Here is an 18,954-nt window from a genome sequence, read left to right on the forward strand (position 1 = left end):
TTCGCTTCTAAGTAAACCTCTTTGCCTAGAAGCAAATACTTCTTTCACTTGACTCATATGCACTCTAAGTTTGCGCATTATAATTTCCAAGATGTTAAGAGGATTTACGAACGCGTAAATACCACTCAGATAGCAATCTAACTTGTTTTTTGGTGTAACCTTTCTCCATCATACGAGCGACAAAATCGTCATGTTTTTTCTGGTCATCAGTGGATGTTTTTGCATTAAATGAGATAACAGGAAGTAGCTCTTCTGTATTTGAGAACATTTTCTTCTCTATGACGGTTCTAAGTTTCTCGTAGCTTGTCCAAACAGGGTTTGAGCCCTTATTGCTAGCTCGAGCACGCAGTACAAAGTTGACTATCTCATTGCGAAAATCTTTAGGGTTACTTATCCCTGCAGGTTTCTCTATTTTTTCCAATTCACTGTTCAATGCTGCTCTATCGAATAGTTGTCCAGTTTCAGGGTCGCGATATTCTTGGTCCTGTATCCAGAAATCAGCATAAGTTACGTAACGATCAAATATGTTTTGACCATATTCCGAATAGGATTCTAGATAAGCGGTTTGTATTTCCTTTCCTATGAACTCAATATATTTTGGTACTAAATACCCTTTGAGGAATTCGGTATATTTTTCGGCTATTTCGGCAGGAAACTGCTCTCGTTCAACCTGTTGTTCGATTACGTAGAAAAGGTGAACTGGATTCGCGGCAACTTCTGTTTGGTCGAAGTTAAATACCCGAGACAAAATCTTAAAGGCAAATCTTGTTGATAAACCAGACATGCCTTCATCGACACCAGCAAAGTCTCTATATTCTTGATAACTCTTGGCTTTTGGATCCGTATCTTTAAGTGTTTCACCATCGTAAACGCGCATTTTCGAGAAAATTGACGAGTTCTCAGGATCTTTAACACGAGACAGAATACTGAACTGAGCCAACATTTCTAACGTACTTGGCGAACAGGGGGCTTTGGAAAGTTCACTATGTTCTAGTAGCTTTTTGTAGATCTTAATTTCTTCAGAAACCCTTAAGCAATACGGAACCTTAACGATGTAAACACGGTCGAGAAATGCTTCGTTATTCTTATTGTTTCTGAAAGTCTGCCATTCTGATTCGTTAGAGTGGGCAAGTATCATTCCATCGAAAGGCAATGCTGAAAGGCCTTCAGTACCATTATAGTTGCCTTCTTGCGTTGCAGTGAGCAATGGATGTAACACCTTAATAGGTGCTTTGAACATCTCTACAAATTCCATCAAACCTTGGTTTGCTTTACAAAGTGCGCCAGAATAGCTGTAAGCATCCGGGTCATCTTGTGAGTAGTGTTCTAATTGCCTGATATCAACTTTACCGACGAGAGAAGAGATATCTTGATTGTTTTCGTCGCCGGGTTCAGTTTTCGCTACACCGACTTGGTCTAGAATAGACGGTTTTAGCTTAACAACCGTAAACCGACTAATGTCTCCACCAAATTCGTGTAGTCTTTTAGCCGCCCATGGTGACATTATTGAACGTAAATATCTTTTCTCAATCCCATAATCTTTTTTAAGAAGTTCAGCATCTTCTTGAGCATTAAACAAGCAGAAAGGGTGATCGTTTACTGGGCTACGAACACCATCGGCTGCAAGTATGTAGATAGGGCACTGCTCCATTAAGGCTTTTAGCTTTTCTGCAAGTGAGGATTTACCACCACCCACCGGCCCCAAGAGGTATAATATTTGTTTACGCTCTTCTAAACCTTGTGCAGCATGTTTTAGGTAAGACACAATTTGTTCTATTGCATCTTCCATCCCGTAAAAATCTTCAAAGGTTTTGTAGCGAGATATGACCCGGTTTGAAAAAATACGGCTCAAGCGTGGATCGTGAGCAGTATCTATCACTTCAGGTTCACCAATTGCGAGCAAAAGGCGTTCAGCAGCATTAGCGTAGGCACTCTTATCTTTTTGACAAAGTGATAAAAAATCTTGTAATGAAAGCTCCTCATCCTTAGCAGCTTCATAACGCGCCTGATAATGGTCAAAAATACTCATGTTCTAACCCCTCTAAACCGTCAAACAGACAACAGTAAAAATAACATTCCTTCACTCACTAAGCCTAGACGCAGTTTTCAGTTATTGCTTAACAATTATGTATTTATTTACAATTTTTTCAGAAAAAGCGCACAAGCCATAGCTTCTACTTATGATTTGAATGATTCTCATTGTCACGAGGTATTTATTTAAAGTTGGTCAAGTTTGAAGTTGTGCTGGGAGGTGATGTGTTAAGTGTTCATGACGGTTTGCGCGGGTCGTTTCCCTCACTTAAAATACAATAGTTCGCGATGGTTTTAGCATGCGAATTTTTAGAATAACATTGAGAATAGCGCCATACCTGATCGTTCGTCTTTTGTATGGAAAACATAGGTATTGCGTATTCGTTTCAGGCTCGAAAGCAAAAAAAGGAAACAATAAATGTTCCCTTTTTTACTGGTCAAGTGTTTGCCTGAGCCGCTTCAAACTTTTTATAGTCAATATTTGGCTTTTGGATCATTACCAACGTGAGGACCTTATTACGCGTTAAAAATCTGCGTAAACTCTGTTGATGACAAGTGGTATTGGCGTGGACAGTTACGCCATGTTGTCAACATACGACGGTATTTGGTTAGCATAGGCATCTGCGCGTTGAAATGGTGGTCGCTCTTATCAAATTGAGGATAAAGACCTTCAGAGTCGACAAGAAATCTAACGTAATTAACAAGTTGATGCTCACTTGCAATGTCGAACCCTAAGAATTGTAAGCGACGTTGATCAACGTCATTTCTGTCATTTTCACTCAACATCTTGTTGGATTCTTGCATCGCATGATACATCTCCATAATGTTGATTACTTCGCGACACTCTTCCTCAGTAATTTTACCAAAATGCTTGTCCAGTTCACGCATTTGTAACTCGTAGCCTCTTTCTACAATTGTCTGTAAACGGCTGTACTTAGCTTCATTTTCTGGCCTAAGTTTCGACATAAGATAGTACTGATTTGAAAGGATCAAGCGTTGAGCGTTAGTCATTTCCATTGTGAAGACCTCGGGGGATAGTTTTATTAATTTATTGTCATTAAGATTACCAGTATTTGTCATCTCAGCAACAATTTACCAACGTTTTAGTCGAATTTTATCTGTTAAATTCAATCCTTTTCTTGAATGACGGTAAATAGAATGTTTTTTCTAACAGGACTATTGTCATTTGGACATTTAAATAGACAGGTGTACAGCAGCCATAGGATTAATGTGACGGTCTGGTTAATCTAACAAAGACAGAAAAATTAATTAGTTACCTTTGGTGGGGGGCACGTGATTATTTTATCTGTCTTTGAATAAAAACGAAATTGACGTACTAATATTTTACGTTATCGACATACTGTTCTAGGATGCCAACCATTTTGTCCATAGTTTCTTTGCTTGGTGGATTGACTCCGTCTAGTGGATAGTCGTAACCAAGGGCTTCCCATTTATGTGCACCCAATTTGTGATAAGGCAACAGTTCAACTTTTTCAATGTTGTCCATGTCTTTAATAAATTCGCCTAATAGGTGCGCGGATTCTTCGTCGTCAGTGTAGCCAGGTACGATTACATACCGAATCCAAGTTTTTTTGCCAATTTTATGTAGGTAACGTGCAAAATCTAGAGTTCTTTTGTTTGATACGCCGATGAAATCATGGTGAATTTCATCTTTCATGTGCTTTATATCGAGCATAACTAAGTCGGAAGCCTCTAACACCTCGTCGATCACTTCAGTATGCTTACGGATATAGCCATTGGTATCCAGACAGGTATGCATGCCTTCTTGCTGGGCCGCCCGGAAGAAATCGCGAACAAATTCTGGTTGAAGCATTGCTTCTCCACCCGAACAGGTGATACCTCCTCCGGATGCTTTCATGAAGTGTTTATAAGACTTAGCTTCATTGATGATCTCTTCAACGGTAACTTCTTTACCACCATGCGTATCCCAAGTATCGCGGTTGTGGCAATACATACAACGCATTAAGCAGCCTTGCAGAAAAATAATAAATCTAATTCCAGGCCCATCTACGGTGCCACAAGATTCGAAAGAGTGGATACGACCAATTGTTGACATAGGTTCTTCTCGGCGAATGTTTCTGAGTTGTCATTTTATTACATTTGAAGTTTATAACCTAGTCTAAGTTTCTGCTAAAACGCATCTTTTCCGAATAATCAATGGAATTACTTTCTTAACAGGTTACGCTGTTCGCATTTTCATTACTATTATGATACTAAAGTTATCAATAAGGCACGTTTATTGACGTGCGTCTCAGTTTTTATTATGTCGTTATCACTGAGGTGATTGAGGGAAAAACATGGATCGTTTTTTATTATCGCAAAAAGAAAAAATTTGGATTGTGCTTGCTGTTCTTATCCTTGGTTTTATCGGGCTTGCGGTTTACACAAGCAATAGTCTAAAGGAGATGGATTACGAATATCGTTTAAGTATTGATGTTACTAACGGTTCTAATGAAATCGAGCAGACACAGGTAAACCTGTTGAAGCTAGCCAATGGGTTATCAGCAATGAACTCGCAAAAAGTGGAAAGTGTAAAGTCTTCGATATATGCGATTCAAGATAAAGGACAGGAGAACAAGGAATACCTGCGAAGTGTGGGCATGGAAAACCGCGCTAATGAACTGGTAACTTTAATTGGCGGCTACCGAGATGCGCTTGAACCCTGGTTATCCTTAAGGAGTGAATTAGGCTTTAATGCCGATGACGGCAAACTAGGGAGACTCAAAGAAATAGCCGTGGTCATTGAGCAAAAAATAGCAGAAACAGGGATGGTTACGCTTAACTCTGATTTCCAAGCGATGATCAAAGCGCAACAAAATTACCTACTTACGCCGAGTGAACAAAACCTCAAACTCTTTAATCGGGCCAAAGCCGGCTTTGCAAATATGTCTAACACTTACGCGATGCTTGATCTTTATGAGAAAGAATTAGAAGAATTTTCGACGACCTTTGAAAAAGTTGCCGTGCTTTCTGGTCAATTGAGTGACATAGAATCTCAGCTTTATGCAAATCAAGATGCGGTGTTAGCTGTCGTGGCGCAGATTACCTCTGAATTGACGATTATTAGTGAACGTTATCAGCGTATTGCAGCGGATACTGCAGACGTATCTCTTTGGTCTATTCTTATCGCCTGTACAATACTCGCTTTTATTACCATTGTGATATTTATTACGCTCTCTTTGTCGATTACTCGAACTCTTAATCAAACTAATTCCGCTCTAAACCTAATCTCAAAAGGGAATCTAAAAATTCGAGTGCCTGTGACGAATAATCACAAAGATGAATTTAATCAACTCTCATTGGCAATAAACCAAACTTGTGAAAACTTAGCCGAATTAGTTCGAGAGGTTCAAAGCAATAGCGATGCTCTTTCGTTGAATGCAGAAGAGCTAAACCAAGGTATTGATAGGGTGGTGTACGGGCAGTCAGAGGCTGTCGAACAAACTCAGATACTCGCTTCTGCTACAGAAGAGGTGAGTGTAACAACTCAAGAAGTGTCAAATAGTTTAGAGCTCGTGTTGGCGGTAAGTAAGTCTTCAGCTCAGTCTGCTGAAGATGGCGGTAACATTATTACACTAGCGATTGAGTCGATAGAAGAAGTAGGAACTATTTTGACCCATGCCGCAACGCATATACAGCAGCTAGAAGAAGCATCGAATAAAATAGATTCAGTAATGGATATAATTAATGGCATTGCTGAGCAGACGAATTTGTTAGCATTGAATGCAGCAATTGAAGCTGCTAGAGCGGGTGAGCAAGGGAGGGGATTTGCCGTTGTCGCCGATGAAGTTAGGAATTTAGCCGTTCGCACGGTAGAAGCGGTTGCCGAGATATCTGACACTATCGAAACGTTAAAAACGGAAAGTGGCGAAGTTATTCAATATATTGGCCGTTCTGAAAAATCCATGGATGTAGGTAGACAAAAAGGCAATGATGCTGTGCAAGCTCTATCTGATATTACAGAAAAAGCGGAAGAAGCGAGCAAACAAACCGATATGATATTTTCGTCGATACGAGAACTAGCAACCACGAGTCAATCTATGGCAGATAGTATGTCTCAAATTTCAACGTCGATGAGTTCGATAGCGGATAGTAATGATGAGCTTAAGAAGACGAGCCAACTGGTTGATAAGCGTTCAACAACCTTGCATGAGAAGTGCCTGAAATTCACTCTATAGAACGATTATTCGCCAAGAGTAATATCATTGTACTTTTTGCTATGTACACCTGACATTAATTGAGCCACCAAGCATATAAAATCATCATTCATGCTCTTAGTTAATGTCAGGTGTTATTTGTACATCCAAAAAAGAGACATTGAAATGTTGGCAGAATGACGGTTTAAGTCTTGTTCAAAATCTTTTGACTTAAACGCTAGCGTAATGCTTCCTCCCATTGATTCACCATATTTCGCTCCACCAAATACCGCTGTGGCTTGTATATGCTCCACATCGGTAGGGTAAACGTCATCCGGGCGGTCTCCATCAATGGTAATGTCATTGAATCGATATCGAGCTTCTGCCCCGGCAAACAGAAAAGCGCCAGTCACCTTCCCTTGTACCATATGAGGCTTAAAACTCATTTCGTTCTCTGTTTTTGCACTACCTAGGCTGTCTTGCAAATTCAAGCCCCATCGCCACATTATCCCCGTGGCCAATTCGCTTCGATAGTTACCCGCCAATACTCTTAAAGGGGTGCTAAATTCATGAGATAGGCCAGATTTATTTTCAATCGTGTGTTGTAGGTAATTACCATCATAGGAAAGATTAGCGATAAAAGTGTCTTCTATTTGGTAATCCCACCCTTCTGGGGTGTCGGAACCCACAAGGCTATGCACAAACTTTTGAGCCTCTTCAGCAAATGAATTGGACCCTGTGACACCAACCAGTAAACCGAGAGTATGCGTACTTGTATCTGAAATAGTAATCAGCTCGCCCTGAGAATATAAAAAGCCAGCATAGGGTCTTTCATTTGGCTCTGGATGTTCTTTTTGAATATCGGAAGGGGTCCACATTTTTTGACCAACTGATATGTGCCATTTGTGGAGGTTATTCTCAAAATGCTCTAATAACGAAAAAGGTGAGTATCTAATAAATATGCTGTTTAGATCTGAAATGGAATTAGAATAATCAATTTGAAGTCCATTAGTGTAGTTTTGATCGGTGCCAAACGGGCCGTCATTGTCAGCGGTAATAGATATTGTTTTATCGTTGGCTGTAACAGTAAAAGCCAAGAAAAGCATTGATGGTGTAAATATATGTTTTAATTGAATAATAATGACCTTCCTCACCTAAAATGACAATGTACTTATTGTAGCCCTTATTTTATAAAAAACAAAAAGCCCCGCATAAATGCGAGGCTTTCATCGAGTCTCTGTCTCTGTAGTTAGAGACTATATTACTTTACCGAATTATAGAGATTCAGTGAAAGTACGTGCGATTACGTCAGCTTGCTGCTCTGTAGTAAGAGAGTTGAAGCGTACAGCATAACCAGATACACGAATAGTTAACTGAGGGTATTTCTCAGGGTGTTTAACTGCGTCTTCAAGAGTTTCACGGTTAAGAACGTTCACGTTAAGGTGTTGACCACCTTCAATGCCTGCTTCATGGTGGAAGTATCCATCCATTAGACCAGCAAGGTTCGCTTTCTGAGAGTTATCATCTTTACCTAGTGCATTAGGAACGATAGAGAACGTATAAGAGATACCATCTTTAGCATCAGCAAACGGTAGTTTACCTACAGATGTTAGAGATGCTACAGCACCTTTCTCATCACGACCGTGCATTGGGTTTGCACCAGGAGCAAATGGAGCACCAGCACGACGACCGTCTGGAGTGTTACCAGTTTTCTTACCGTATACCACGTTTGAAGTGATAGTAAGAATTGACTGAGTAGGAACCGCGTTACGGTAAGTGTTCAGTTTACGGATTTTGCCCATAAATACAGAAACAAGTTCACATGCGATATCATCTACGCGAGGGTCGTTGTTACCAAACTTAGGATAATCACCTTCGATTTCGAAATCGATAGCAATGCCGTCTTCATCACGAACTGGTTTAACAGTTGCATATTTAATTGCAGACAATGAGTCAGCAGCAACGGAAAGACCAGCAATACCACAAGCCATTGTACGATATACATCGCGGTCATGTAGTGCCATTAGAGACGCTTCGTAGCTGTACTTGTCGTGCATGTAGTGAATGCTGTTTAGTGCAGTCACGTATTGCTTAGCAAGCCAGTCCATGAAGTGGTCCATCTTGTCCCAAAGTTCATCGTATGAAAGAACCTCAGAAGTGATTTTCTCCATTGTTGGACCAACTTGAGCTTTAGATTTCTCATCAACGCCGCCGTTGATAGTGTAAAGCATAGTTTTAGCAAGGTTAGCACGTGCACCAAAGAACTGCATTTGCTTACCAACAACCATTGGTGATACACAACAAGCGATAGCATAATCATCTGATTCCATATCTGGGCGCATCAGATCATCGTTTTCATATTGGATTGAAGAAGTATCAATAGATACTTTCGCACAGAAACGCTTAAATCCGTCAGGTAGTTGCTCAGACCATAGAACAGTGATGTTCGGCTCAGGGCTTGGACCCATAGTATATAGGCTGTTTAGGAAACGGAAGTTAGTACGAGAAACTAGTGTACGTCCGTCAAGACCCATACCACCCATTGATTCTGTTGCCCAGATAGGGTCACCAGAGAACAATTCATCGTACTCAGGAGTACGAAGGAAACGAACCATACGTAGCTTCATTACGAAGTGATCGATCATTTCTTGAGCTTGTGCTTCTGTGATAGTGCCTGCAGCAATATCGCGCTCGATGAAGATATCTAGGAAAGTCGAAGTACGACCCAAAGACATTGCAGCACCGTTTTGAGATTTAACAGCCGCTAGGTAGCCGAAGTAAGTCCACTGTACCGCTTCTTGAGAAGTCGTAGCAGGCCCAGAGATATCACAGCCGTATTTAGCTGCCATTTCTTTGATTTGCTTAAGTGCACGATGTTGCTCAGCAATTTCTTCACGAAGCTGCATTGTTGCTGTTAGGTCTTCACCATTCTCAAATTTCTCTTGTAGAGAAGTAAATTGAGCTAGCTTATCCTTCATTAGGAAGTCAATACCGTATAGAGCTACACGACGGTAGTCACCAATGATACGACCACGTCCGTAAGCATCAGGAAGACCAGTTAGAACACCAGATTTACGACATGCCATGATATCAGGCGTGTAAATATCGAAAACACCAGCATTGTGTGTTTTACGGTATTCTGAATAGATTTTGCTAACCATAGGATCAAGTACGCGATCGTATGCTTTTGCAGAACCTTCAACCATGCGGATACCACCATTAGGGATGATAGCGCGCTTAAGTGGAGCATCAGTTTGTAGACCAACAATTGTTTCTAGATCTTTATTGATATAGCCAGCGTCGTGTGCAGTGATGGTAGAAATAAGAGAAGTATCGAAATCCACAGGCGCGTGAGTGCTGTTTTCCTGTTTGATACCTTCCATTACTTTATCCCAAAGCGTGTTAGTTGCTTCAGTACCTTCAGAAACTAGGAAAGATTCATCGCCTTCATAAGGCGTGTAGTTCTTTTGAATAAAGTCACGAACGTTTACTTCGTTTTGCCAATCACCTTTAGCAAAACCTTCCCAAGCTTTAGCAAATTGCTCTGCCATGATATACCTACCTTTCTTAGTAGAAAAATTACGTACTGATTCGCTGATTTCAGCTAGTGCGTATGCACACAGTACACTCTTTATTTAATAACAATATCTATGATCAATTTATCGTCATTTAACCATAGATATTGTAACCAAAATTGCCAATTTAATTCGACATTCAAATTATATTGCAAAAATTAAAAAAATACATAAAAAAATGGGCAGCATTTCTGCTGCCCATTTTTTGATCACTTATAGAAAGCCCTGAATGCCGTATTGGCCTTCGAACATACCTACTGCAAGCATCGCTACTAAACAGATGATAAGCACGCTCGCTGGGATAACTACTTTATCAATGAATGAAAGTTTTTGAGCACGCTCTTTGTTACCGATAAGACCATTGTTATCAAGTAGCATAGTAAGCGCCCATGCTAGCACTGGATTCGCGACAGCTGATGCGAAAATACAGATACCAGCAGAATGAGAATCTTTAGTGTCTTTAACCATTTGCATACCAGCTTCCAATAGTGGGAGGAAAACACCCACAAGAAGAGCAATACGCATTACAGGAGGCCATACTGCAACATCCATAGGGAAACCTAAGATTGCAATAATCATTACAAGCAGACCAAGAAGAATCGCACCACCTGGAATAGGACGCTTAGCGATAGCTGCAGGGATCATATAAGTACCCCAAGACGATGTAATGTTACCACCACCAACCGCTGTACCAACCATTTGACGAATAGAACACATAGTCATTGTGTCATCAACATCCATTAGAACTTTTTCAGTACGCTTAGGGTAGTTAAGTTCTTGGAAAATACGATGACCAAGGAAATCAGGTGACCACATAGCAACAGCTAGGATAGCAAACGGTAAAGATGCGATAAAATGCTGAAGGTTAGGCAAGCCTAACATCCAACCTTCTTCTGTGCTACCCCACCAATAAACAGGGTTAAGGTTAGGAAGTCCCATCTCTGTTTCAAATGTTAGGTCGAAACCAGCACCAAATAGCAAAGCAATAACTAAACCAGTAACCGCACAGGCAGGTATAGCCAACCAACGTTTGTTAATTTTTGCTAAGAAAGCATAGAGAACGATATTTACGCCCAATACAACCAATCCAATATAGCCCATGCTGCCTTTTGCAATTTCAGCAGATTCAAGGCCTACGGCCCAACTTTGAATTTGACCTATCTGGCTCATGGTTCCTGTGAAGCCGAGGAAAACAAGCAAACCGCCAGCAACCCCTTCACTGGTGAGATTGACTAACTTGGACCCACCTTTAAAGTAACTGAGTAAGAGACCAAATACACCAAGCAAGATAGCAAGCGCTAGAGGGTGAGCACCCGCCAAAGCAATCGTACCGATAAGTGGAATCATCGGGCCGTGGTTACCTGCAAGGTTAGCCCTTGGGTTGATGAAACCAGAGGCTAGGACACAGAAAAGAAGAGCAGGAATAAGCATTTCTACGCGTGAAACTTCAATCGCGAAATCTTTTCCTAAATTGATGTGGTCCCATGCTTCAGTTAGGCCATCAGCCCAAGACATCATCACAGCAGAATACATCGCGATAATACCAATAGTACCAGCAACTGCAGGAACAAGGTCTTCAAGTTCGAAACGGAAATCACGTCCAGGGAGGTTTAACCCGTAACGGCGTGGTTTCATGATTTGAAGTTCGTGGTCTAGATATTCAGAACGGCTAGAGAACTCAGAAGCGGGACGGTGTAGCTCAGCATAGCTTTTTTCGTCTTTTTCTGAGTGGTCTGTGTTGACTACGTCTGACATAGATTCCTCATATATAAAGTTAATTGTTCGAATTGTAAGTTAATTGCCGTGCAATTAATTTCTTGTTAGCACTAAGGACACTCTGTGACACAAAGATGTCGTGCTTTAGTATCGCGTAAAATAAAGAGATAAAGCGTGAGTTTTAGCTCAATTATTAATTTCGAAGTTTACCAAGCTACCTATTTATGGTGATTGATCTTGATCATTTTATAAAAATTAGTGAAAGAAAACTACGTAAAGTTTGACGGGAATGTGCATTAACATTCTATTTCTGTAACTACCTTTCAACAAATTGCGCATAAGAATTATCTACTTTCATAATTGTTAATATGATCTTCGTCAGTTATACAGGAGATAAATTGCTCAATCTTAAAGGTTTATGATCTGAATATAGATAATCAAAAAATTTAAAGGTTTAAACAGGTAAAAATAGTTCTAGTGCAGGCACAACATTCACTCTAACGTGATTTTAATGAAGTTTTGCTTTCTTATAATTCTTGTAAAATTATAAAATTTGGTGTTTTTGACTACTGTTTATTTTAAAGGTGATATATATCACCTTTAAATGACGACTGTGCGGAATATGTTAACTTGGTGTTTACATGTTCGGTTCGTTTATTTTTCTCTTTTTCTGCTGTTTTATGCGTGGGCTGCTAGGTTTATAGCCTGTATATGAATAAAAATGCAGCACTATCGCTTGTGTATTGCCATGTTGTCAGTTAATGATTTGTTGCATGTTGATAAGATGAATGCTAGTTTGTAGCCATTAAAGAGGTCGGATTACCTCTCGATTTTGAACAGGGAGTAGTGGCGCATGAATGATGTACCAGCGCTGGACATTAAAAATTTACATAAGACATTTGGTCAAAATGAAGTGCTTAAAGGCATTTCACTTCAGGCGCATAAAGGTGACGTGATTTCGATTATTGGGTCATCTGGTTCCGGTAAAAGTACCTTTCTCCGCTGTATCAATCTATTAGAGACACCAACCGCAGGCCAAATTTGGGTTAACGGCGAGCTCATTGAAATGAAAAATAACCGTCAAGGTGAATCTGTACCTGTTAATGAAAAACAAGTACAGCGTATTCGCTCGCGTTTAGCTATGGTTTTTCAAGGGTTTAACCTATGGTCTCACTTGACCGTATTGGAAAATGTAATCGAGGCACCTATCCATGTTCTTGGCATACCAAAGGCCGAAGCGAAAGAGAAGGGTGAAGCCATATTAAATAAAGTTGGTCTCTTGGAACGAAAAGACTACTACCCTGGTCATTTATCTGGCGGTCAACAACAACGAGCGGCTATTGCGAGAGCGCTAGCGGTTGATCCTGAAGTGATGCTTTTTGATGAGCCTACATCAGCACTCGATCCTGAGCTAGTTGGTGAGGTACTTGGTGTAATGCGTGATTTAGCCGATGAAGGACGAACAATGCTAGTGGTTACCCATGAGATGGCATTTGCTCGTGATGTTTCAAATCATGTGATGTTTCTTCATCAAGGCTTAGTCGAAGAGCAGGGCGATCCGGCAAAGCTCTTTACCGACCCCGAGTCAGACAGATTGAAACAGTTTATTTCTTCAATTTATTAACACTATTTCTAAACACACAGATAAGCCAATTTTATCTGTGTTAGGAAATCAACAACATAAAAAAGGTTTCTGGAAAGGTGGAGTCAATAAGAGTAAGACCTAGTTTTTCTTATTATCAAGCCAAGAACTTAGAAACCGCATTGCAAACACACAGGAGTATGGAAATGAAAAAGTGGTTATTAGCAGCAACATTGGCTGCTACAGCAGTAACAGGCGTAGCTCAAGCAAAGGATTGGAAAGTTGTACGCTTTGGTATTGAAGGAGCATATCCTCCTTTTAGTAAAACAGAGGCAGACGGTTCACTAAGTGGCTTTGATGTAGATATAGCAAATGCGTTGTGTTCAGAAATGAAAGTGGAATGTAAGCTGGTTGCTCAAGATTGGGATGGCATTATTCCTTCTTTATTGTCTCGTAAATATGATGCAATTATTGCAGCGATGTCTATCACTGAAGAGCGTAAGAAAAAAATTGATTTCACTGGTAAGTACGCATTAATTCCTAATAAATTTATTGCAAAAAAAGACGCTGGTCTTGATTTCTCGAATCTTGATGGTGTGAAAATTGGTGTTCAGCGCGCAACGACGCACGACAAATATCTAACTGATAATTATAAAAATGTTGAAGTTGTCCGTTATGGTTCTTTCGACGAAGCCTATCTTGACCTTGCCAATGGCCGTGTTGCCGCTGTTTTAGGTGATGCATCAGCGTTAGAAGAAGGTGTACTAAACCAAAAAGGTGGAGAGGCTTATGAGTTTTCTGGTCCTTCGCTAACGGATCCTAAGTGGTTTGGTGACGGCTTTGGTATTGCAGTACGCAAGCAAGACAAAGACCTAACTAAAAAACTAGATGAGGCTATTTTAGCTCTTCGTGAAAAGGGTATTTACCAAGAAATTCAAGCTAAATACTTTAACTACGATGTCTACGGTGACTAAGTAGTAAAATGAGGAGGTGGCTTTAGCCACCTCTTGTTTAAAAAGGAGTGTCCATTCAACACCTAATTTCGCTTAGCGTTGTTATAGCAACCGCGGAGTAATATGTTTAATGGTCATAACTTCAGCTTAGCTGGTTTGCTGAATAATGGACTAAATACGATGTTCGACCTACAAGGTTACGAAGCCTCTATATTATCTGGTGCACTATTAACGATAGAAGTTGCAGTTTTGTCACTGCTTCTTGCTGTCGTGTTAGGAATGGCCGGGGCTCTGGCAAAAATGGCGCCATATCGAGTAGCACGATCAATCGCTACGCTGTATACAACCATTATCCGTGGTATCCCAGATCTTGTCCTCATGATGCTTATATTTTTTGGTGGGCAAATTCTACTTAATAATAGTCTCTATGCCACCAACGAGTGGATTAATGAGTGGATGACCTCGTCTAACCCCAATCATGAATGGACGGCTTATTTGCCGGATTATATTGATGTGAGCCCATTTATCGCTGGCGTGCTTACTATTGGCTTTATATTTGGTGCTTACATGGCGGAAACTTTCCGTGGTGCGATTATGGCGGTAGATAAAGGTGAATTAGAAGCAGCAAAAGCGTACGGTATGAGTGGTCCATTAGCCTTTAGACGTATTTTATTACCTCAAATGATTCGTCATGCTTTGCCTGGATTTGGTAACAATTGGTTAGTGTTGTTAAAAACGACGGCGTTGGTTTCCATCATCGGGTTAGAAGATATGGTTAGGGTTGGTTCGATGGCCGCAGGGTCAACAAAAATGCCATTCACGTTTTACATGACGATATCCATTATCTTCTTATTTTTTACTAGTGTTTCGACAGGCTTACTAAAGCTTGCTGAACGTAAATTTAGTATCCACACGAGGTAGATAATATGGATTTTTCATTAATAATAGAAAGCCTACCTATCTACTTTGAGGGATTGTGGACAACGGTCTGGCTGGTATCAATATCATTAATACTAGGTCTTTGTATCGCGATTCCTTTGGCGGTTGCAAGAAATAGTCACAATCTGTTTATTCGTCTCCCATCATGGGGCTATATCTATTTTTTCCGTGGAACACCGCTGCTAGTGCAGCTCTACCTTATTTATTATGGTATGGACCAGTTTATGCCAGTAAAAGATACTCTATGGGAAAATGCGTGGTTCTGTGCGTTGGTCGCTTTCGTGCTAAACACCTCGGCATACAGTGCAGAGATAATACGTGGTTCAATAAATGGTTTGCCGAAAGGTGAGATTGAGGCGGCGAAAGCGTACGGGATGAGCACCTGGAAAACATACAAGCGAATTATTTTGCCTAGCGCATTGCGTCGTTCGTTACCGGCCTACAGCAACGAAGCTATATTTATGCTACATGGCTCTGCAGTAGCAGGGATTGTGACAATATTGGATTTAACGGGTGCAGCAAGATTAGTTAACTCTCGTTATTACGCCCCATTTGAATCGTTTTTAACTGCTGGGTTATTCTATATGTGCTTAACATTCTGTATTTTATGGTGTTTTAAATGGGCAGAGAAGAAATATTTAGCTTATTTAAGGCCGCTCAGTTAACATTATCCAGTGCATTAAAAAGCAGCCATTTAGAGCTGCTTTTTTTGTGCCGAATAGCTTAAGAAAGGTTAACTAAACACAGACCAGATAGGTGCATGATCAGAAGGCTTTTCAATACCTCTAAGTTCGTAATCAATATCCGCTTCGGTACATTTAGCCGCTAGAACGGGTGTTGCTAATACAACATCAATTCGTAAGCCTCGATTATCATCGAAGCCACGAGAACGATAGTCAAACCATGAATATTTATCGTCAACTTCAGGGTGTAAGTTCCTGAATGTATCTTCGAAACCCCAGTCGAATAATGTTTTCAACCATTCTCTTTCTTCAGGCTGGAATGAACATTTACCTGTTTTCAACCAACGTTTACGATTGGCTTCGCCAATGCCGATATCTAAGTCGATTGGGCTAATATTAATGTCGCCCATTACAATTAAATTGTCTTCGCTAGTATGGTGGTCGTTAAGATAAGACATTAAATCTTTATAAAATTGGCGCTTATAGGGGTATTTTGTTTCATGTTCTACGTTGTCACCTTGGGGGAAATAGCCATTCAATACGGTAGTTTTTTCCCCTTCAGCATTTTTAAATGTTGCCATTATCATACGTTTTTGATGGTCATCATTATCAGTAGGAAAGCCATATTGAACGGATATTGGTTCCTGTTTACACATCATAGCGACACCGTAATGTGCTTTTTGACCATGAAAGTAAACTTTGTAGCCCATTGCTTCGACATCTTCAATCGGAAAAGCGTCGTTGTGAACCTTTATTTCTTGTAAGCCGATAACATCAGGCTGATGTTTATCAATAATTGCTTGAAGTTGATGCAGACGGGCACGGAGTCCATTTATATTAAAGCTGATTACTTTCATTCTTTTCTCAGTATTAAGTTAAACGATTAGCAATATATTAACATTATTCGTGAAATGTCGAACGACAAGTTGTTATAAAAATGTCGTTTTTTTATTTGTCTACCTGTGGCTTCAAAAATTCAATTATTAATTGATTTCATAAGTGAAAATTGTGACGAATTACAATAAGTGGAAACGTTTTCATTCAAAGAAGGGCGCTTTTGTGATTAATATCATCTAATAACATTTAATGACCTATATGTTATTAAGTTATTATTATTTTAGCCGATATCAAAGGCTAAAGTGAATAAATGCAATAAATTGATAGGGTGTGGGTATGAAAAGGTTATCTGTTCAGTGGAAGATCACGTTCGTTTCTGGGATATGTTTAATACTTACATCCTTTGCACTTATTAGCTTCTCTGTTTATAACGCCAAAGAAAATCAAAATACCATCAAAGAAAGTAGTGCAGAATCGGTGATAAAAAAATCCACAAAGATTCTAGAAAGCGAGTCTCAACTCAATTCTGTAGAGATACAGAAATACCTTTCCGAAGCATTCTATCGTGCAGAAATGATGGTAGAAACGGCACTATTAATGAAAGAGAACGCAGAATTTAACGAGACACCAAGCGAAGAACTCCGAATGGCGCAAGATGAACAGATAAGACGCTCAGTAGAGAGATTTGACACCTTGCAAAGTGCGTTCTTAGTTTTTAATAAGAATGCACTGGACGGGAAAGACGAAGAATTTATGGATGCCGATTATGCCGGGTCCAATGAGATTGGTCGGTTGGCGACATATTGGGCAATAAACGTTGAAGGGACAAAGGCGCTTTCCAATATTCTTTATGAATCGCTTTTGCAAGAACCAAGTAACCGAGAGCGGTTTACTTGCGCCCTAGAAACGAAGCAAAGTTGTTTGAGCACACCAAGATTTAGTGACTATGGCGATATAAGCACATTAACAACCACGATTTCTATGCCAATCCTTGTCGAGGGAGAAGCGATTGGCTTTATGGGGATAGACCTAAAGTTAGACAATTTAATAACAATGGCAAGAGAAACGGATGACACACTTTTTGATGCAAAGGGTTCTGTCTCTATTTTAACGGATCAGGCTATGCTTATCGCGAGTGATGATCCTGACGCTAAGATTGGCGAAACGTTCCACAGTATGCAGACATCCGATACTGAAATACGCGCATTAATCAGCAACAAGAACGTAGCAACGCAATGGTCAGAAGACGGCGAGTGGCTTATTGCTTTTGCGCCAATCACTGTCGCAGACAAGACATGGGGGGTTTTATTGGAAATGCCCAAATCTAGTGTTATAGCTGATGCAGAACGTCTTGATAGCGTGATAGAGCAGCAAATTGATAAAGGCATTGTCTCTGAACTTGTTGCAGGGGTGGTGTTTATCACTGTAGGTCTAATTATTATTGCTTTGGCTTCACGGAAGCTTGTCACCCCAATTAAAGCTGTCGTTGCCAGCTTAAAAGATATTGCATCGGGAGAAGGCGATTTGACCCAGAGATTAGACGTGAAAACGGAAGATGAAATTGGGCAGCTCGCGTATAACTTCAACCTGTTCCTTGAAAAACTGCAAGGGACGATTAAAAAAGTCATTGAAACATCGGATCAGGTTGCTGATACGTCAGTAAAAGCAGAGCAGGCCGCTACACTAATCAAAAAAAGCAGTGATGCCCAATTTAAAGAAGTAGATTTGGTCGCAACGGCGTCTGAAGAGATGACTCAAACAGCAGGCTTGGTCTTCCAAAATGCAGACATGGCGGTTAGTTCAGCATCTAAAGCTAATGATGCTGCAAGTCATAGCCAGCAAGTTATTGAAAACTCGACTATTGAGATGAACCGTTTGGTAGAACAGATGAGTAAAGCGGTACCAATCGTTGAAGAACTAGCCAAGCATAACGTTAATGTTACCGAAATTGTAGGTGTTATAGAGGCTATCTCCGAGCAAACTAATCTACTCGCCTTGAATGCGGCTATAGAAGCTGCAAGAGCGGGTGAGCAAGGGCGTGGATTTGCGGTAGTTGCCGATGAAGTAAGGAATCTCGCTAAGCGTACACAAGATTCCTTAAGTGAAATTGGCGATGTCATCAATAATATTCAAACAGGTACTGAGCACGTTGTAAAGGCCATTCATACGGGTAATAAGTTAGCAAATAATGCGTCCACACAGGTTGCACAAGCGGTTAATGAATTAGGGTCAGTATTTGATGCAATTACTGAAATTTCAGATATGAACACTCAGATAGTTAGGGCTGCGGAAGAACAACAAGCCGTGTCGACGGAAGTAAATCAGAGCGTATCCAACATTCGCGAATTGAGTGCCGAAATATTAGGGCAAGCTGAAGCAGCAGAAAAAGTAGGTACGGAAATTGCGCATATATCATCGGACCAACAAACTGTGGTGAATCAGTTTAAAGTGTAGCATTCACAGGGTTTATGCATGGAGGGC

Annotated in this window: 13 protein-coding genes; 6 read left to right on the forward strand and 7 right to left on the reverse strand. The window is 40.4% G+C overall.

All coding sequences use genetic code 11. The features are described from left to right. Positions 1-94: 94 nt before the first annotated feature. The 3 genes from PGX00_RS07850 to pflA form a co-directional block, all read right to left on the reverse strand. Positions 95-2,029: a PrkA family serine protein kinase gene (locus PGX00_RS07850; protein ID WP_272134280.1), complete on the reverse strand. Its 1,935-nt coding sequence runs from the start codon at positions 2,027-2,029 to the stop codon at positions 95-97. 518 nt (positions 2,030-2,547) lie between these two features. Continuing rightward, a complete protein-coding gene (locus tag PGX00_RS07855; RefSeq protein ID WP_272134282.1) occupies positions 2,548-3,048 on the reverse strand; it encodes a YfbU family protein in 501 nt (166 codons plus the stop codon). Positions 3,049-3,367: 319 nt separating this feature from the next. Beyond that, positions 3,368-4,108 carry a pyruvate formate lyase 1-activating protein gene (pflA, locus tag PGX00_RS07860; RefSeq protein WP_272134284.1) on the reverse strand — a complete coding sequence of 247 codons (741 nt, stop codon included), beginning with the start codon at positions 4,106-4,108 and terminating at the stop codon, positions 3,368-3,370. 241 nt (positions 4,109-4,349) lie between these two features. Here pflA and PGX00_RS07865 point away from each other — a divergent pair, with 241 nt between their 5' ends. After that, the gene (locus PGX00_RS07865) at positions 4,350-6,230 is read left to right on the forward strand and encodes a methyl-accepting chemotaxis protein (protein ID WP_272134286.1); all 1,881 of its coding nucleotides are present in this window, start codon (positions 4,350-4,352) and stop codon (positions 6,228-6,230) included. Between the two features lie 113 nt (positions 6,231-6,343). On the opposite strand, the gene PGX00_RS07870 is transcribed toward PGX00_RS07865, so the two are convergent. The 3 genes from PGX00_RS07870 to PGX00_RS07880 form a co-directional block, all read right to left on the reverse strand. After that, positions 6,344-7,285: a lipid A deacylase LpxR family protein gene (locus PGX00_RS07870; protein WP_272134288.1), complete on the reverse strand. Its 942-nt coding sequence runs from the start codon at positions 7,283-7,285 to the stop codon at positions 6,344-6,346. A 177-nt stretch (positions 7,286-7,462) separates the two neighbouring features. After that, positions 7,463-9,739: a formate C-acetyltransferase gene (gene pflB / locus PGX00_RS07875; protein ID WP_272134290.1), complete on the reverse strand. Its 2,277-nt coding sequence runs from the start codon at positions 9,737-9,739 to the stop codon at positions 7,463-7,465. 237 nt (positions 9,740-9,976) lie between these two features. Continuing rightward, on the reverse strand, positions 9,977-11,518 hold the full coding sequence (locus PGX00_RS07880) for a DUF3360 family protein (RefSeq protein WP_272134292.1): 1,542 nt from the start codon (positions 11,516-11,518) through the stop codon (positions 9,977-9,979). A gap of 814 nt (positions 11,519-12,332) precedes the next feature. Between PGX00_RS07880 and PGX00_RS07885 the strand changes: the two genes are divergently transcribed. The 4 genes from PGX00_RS07885 (at position 12,333) to PGX00_RS07900 (ending at position 15,618) form a co-directional block, all read left to right on the forward strand. Then, positions 12,333-13,103 (forward strand): ABC transporter ATP-binding protein, encoded by a 771-nt coding sequence (locus PGX00_RS07885; RefSeq protein ID WP_272134294.1) that lies wholly within the window; start codon positions 12,333-12,335, stop codon positions 13,101-13,103. A 164-nt stretch (positions 13,104-13,267) separates the two neighbouring features. After that, a complete protein-coding gene (locus PGX00_RS07890) occupies positions 13,268-14,035 on the forward strand; it encodes an ABC transporter substrate-binding protein (protein ID WP_322107862.1) in 768 nt (255 codons plus the stop codon). 159 nt (positions 14,036-14,194) lie between these two features. Further along, positions 14,195-14,935: an ABC transporter permease gene (locus PGX00_RS07895; RefSeq protein ID WP_272137985.1), complete on the forward strand. Its 741-nt coding sequence runs from the start codon at positions 14,195-14,197 to the stop codon at positions 14,933-14,935. Between the two features lie 5 nt (positions 14,936-14,940). Then, positions 14,941-15,618 carry an ABC transporter permease gene (locus PGX00_RS07900; RefSeq protein ID WP_272134296.1) on the forward strand — a complete coding sequence of 226 codons (678 nt, stop codon included), beginning with the start codon at positions 14,941-14,943 and terminating at the stop codon, positions 15,616-15,618. 68 nt (positions 15,619-15,686) lie between these two features. Here PGX00_RS07900 and xthA read toward each other — a convergent pair whose 3' ends face one another. Continuing rightward, on the reverse strand, positions 15,687-16,493 hold the full coding sequence (xthA, locus tag PGX00_RS07905) for an exodeoxyribonuclease III (RefSeq protein ID WP_272134298.1): 807 nt from the start codon (positions 16,491-16,493) through the stop codon (positions 15,687-15,689). A gap of 316 nt (positions 16,494-16,809) precedes the next feature. Here xthA and PGX00_RS07910 point away from each other — a divergent pair, with 316 nt between their 5' ends. Continuing rightward, complete coding sequence (locus PGX00_RS07910) at positions 16,810-18,927, forward strand: methyl-accepting chemotaxis protein (protein WP_272134300.1); 2,118 nt, start codon at positions 16,810-16,812, stop codon at positions 18,925-18,927. Positions 18,928-18,954: the final 27 nt, after the last annotated feature.

The sequence above is a fragment of the Vibrio algarum genome (genome assembly GCF_028204155.1).
Lineage (GTDB): Bacteria > Pseudomonadota > Gammaproteobacteria > Enterobacterales > Vibrionaceae > Vibrio > Vibrio algarum.

What these genes read in the sequence shown, in the direction of transcription:
- PGX00_RS07850 (WP_272134280.1), bottom strand. Translation starts at nt 2,029, where the DNA reads ATGAGTATTTTTGACCATTATCAGGCGCGTTATGAAGCTGCTAAGGAT.
- PGX00_RS07855 (WP_272134282.1), bottom strand. Translation starts at nt 3,048, where the DNA reads ATGGAAATGACTAACGCTCAACGCTTGATCCTTTCAAATCAGTACTAT.
- pflA (WP_272134284.1), bottom strand. Translation starts at nt 4,108, where the DNA reads ATGTCAACAATTGGTCGTATCCACTCTTTCGAATCTTGTGGCACCGTA.
- PGX00_RS07865 (WP_272134286.1), top strand. Translation starts at nt 4,350, where the DNA reads ATGGATCGTTTTTTATTATCGCAAAAAGAAAAAATTTGGATTGTGCTT.
- pflB (WP_272134290.1), bottom strand. Translation starts at nt 9,739, where the DNA reads ATGGCAGAGCAATTTGCTAAAGCTTGGGAAGGTTTTGCTAAAGGTGAT.
- PGX00_RS07880 (WP_272134292.1), bottom strand. Translation starts at nt 11,518, where the DNA reads ATGTCAGACGTAGTCAACACAGACCACTCAGAAAAAGACGAAAAAAGC.
- PGX00_RS07885 (WP_272134294.1), top strand. Translation starts at nt 12,333, where the DNA reads ATGAATGATGTACCAGCGCTGGACATTAAAAATTTACATAAGACATTT.
- PGX00_RS07890 (WP_322107862.1), top strand. Translation starts at nt 13,268, where the DNA reads ATGAAAAAGTGGTTATTAGCAGCAACATTGGCTGCTACAGCAGTAACA.
- PGX00_RS07895 (WP_272137985.1), top strand. Translation starts at nt 14,195, where the DNA reads ATGTTCGACCTACAAGGTTACGAAGCCTCTATATTATCTGGTGCACTA.
- PGX00_RS07900 (WP_272134296.1), top strand. Translation starts at nt 14,941, where the DNA reads ATGGATTTTTCATTAATAATAGAAAGCCTACCTATCTACTTTGAGGGA.
- xthA (WP_272134298.1), bottom strand. Translation starts at nt 16,493, where the DNA reads ATGAAAGTAATCAGCTTTAATATAAATGGACTCCGTGCCCGTCTGCAT.
- PGX00_RS07910 (WP_272134300.1), top strand. Translation starts at nt 16,810, where the DNA reads ATGAAAAGGTTATCTGTTCAGTGGAAGATCACGTTCGTTTCTGGGATA.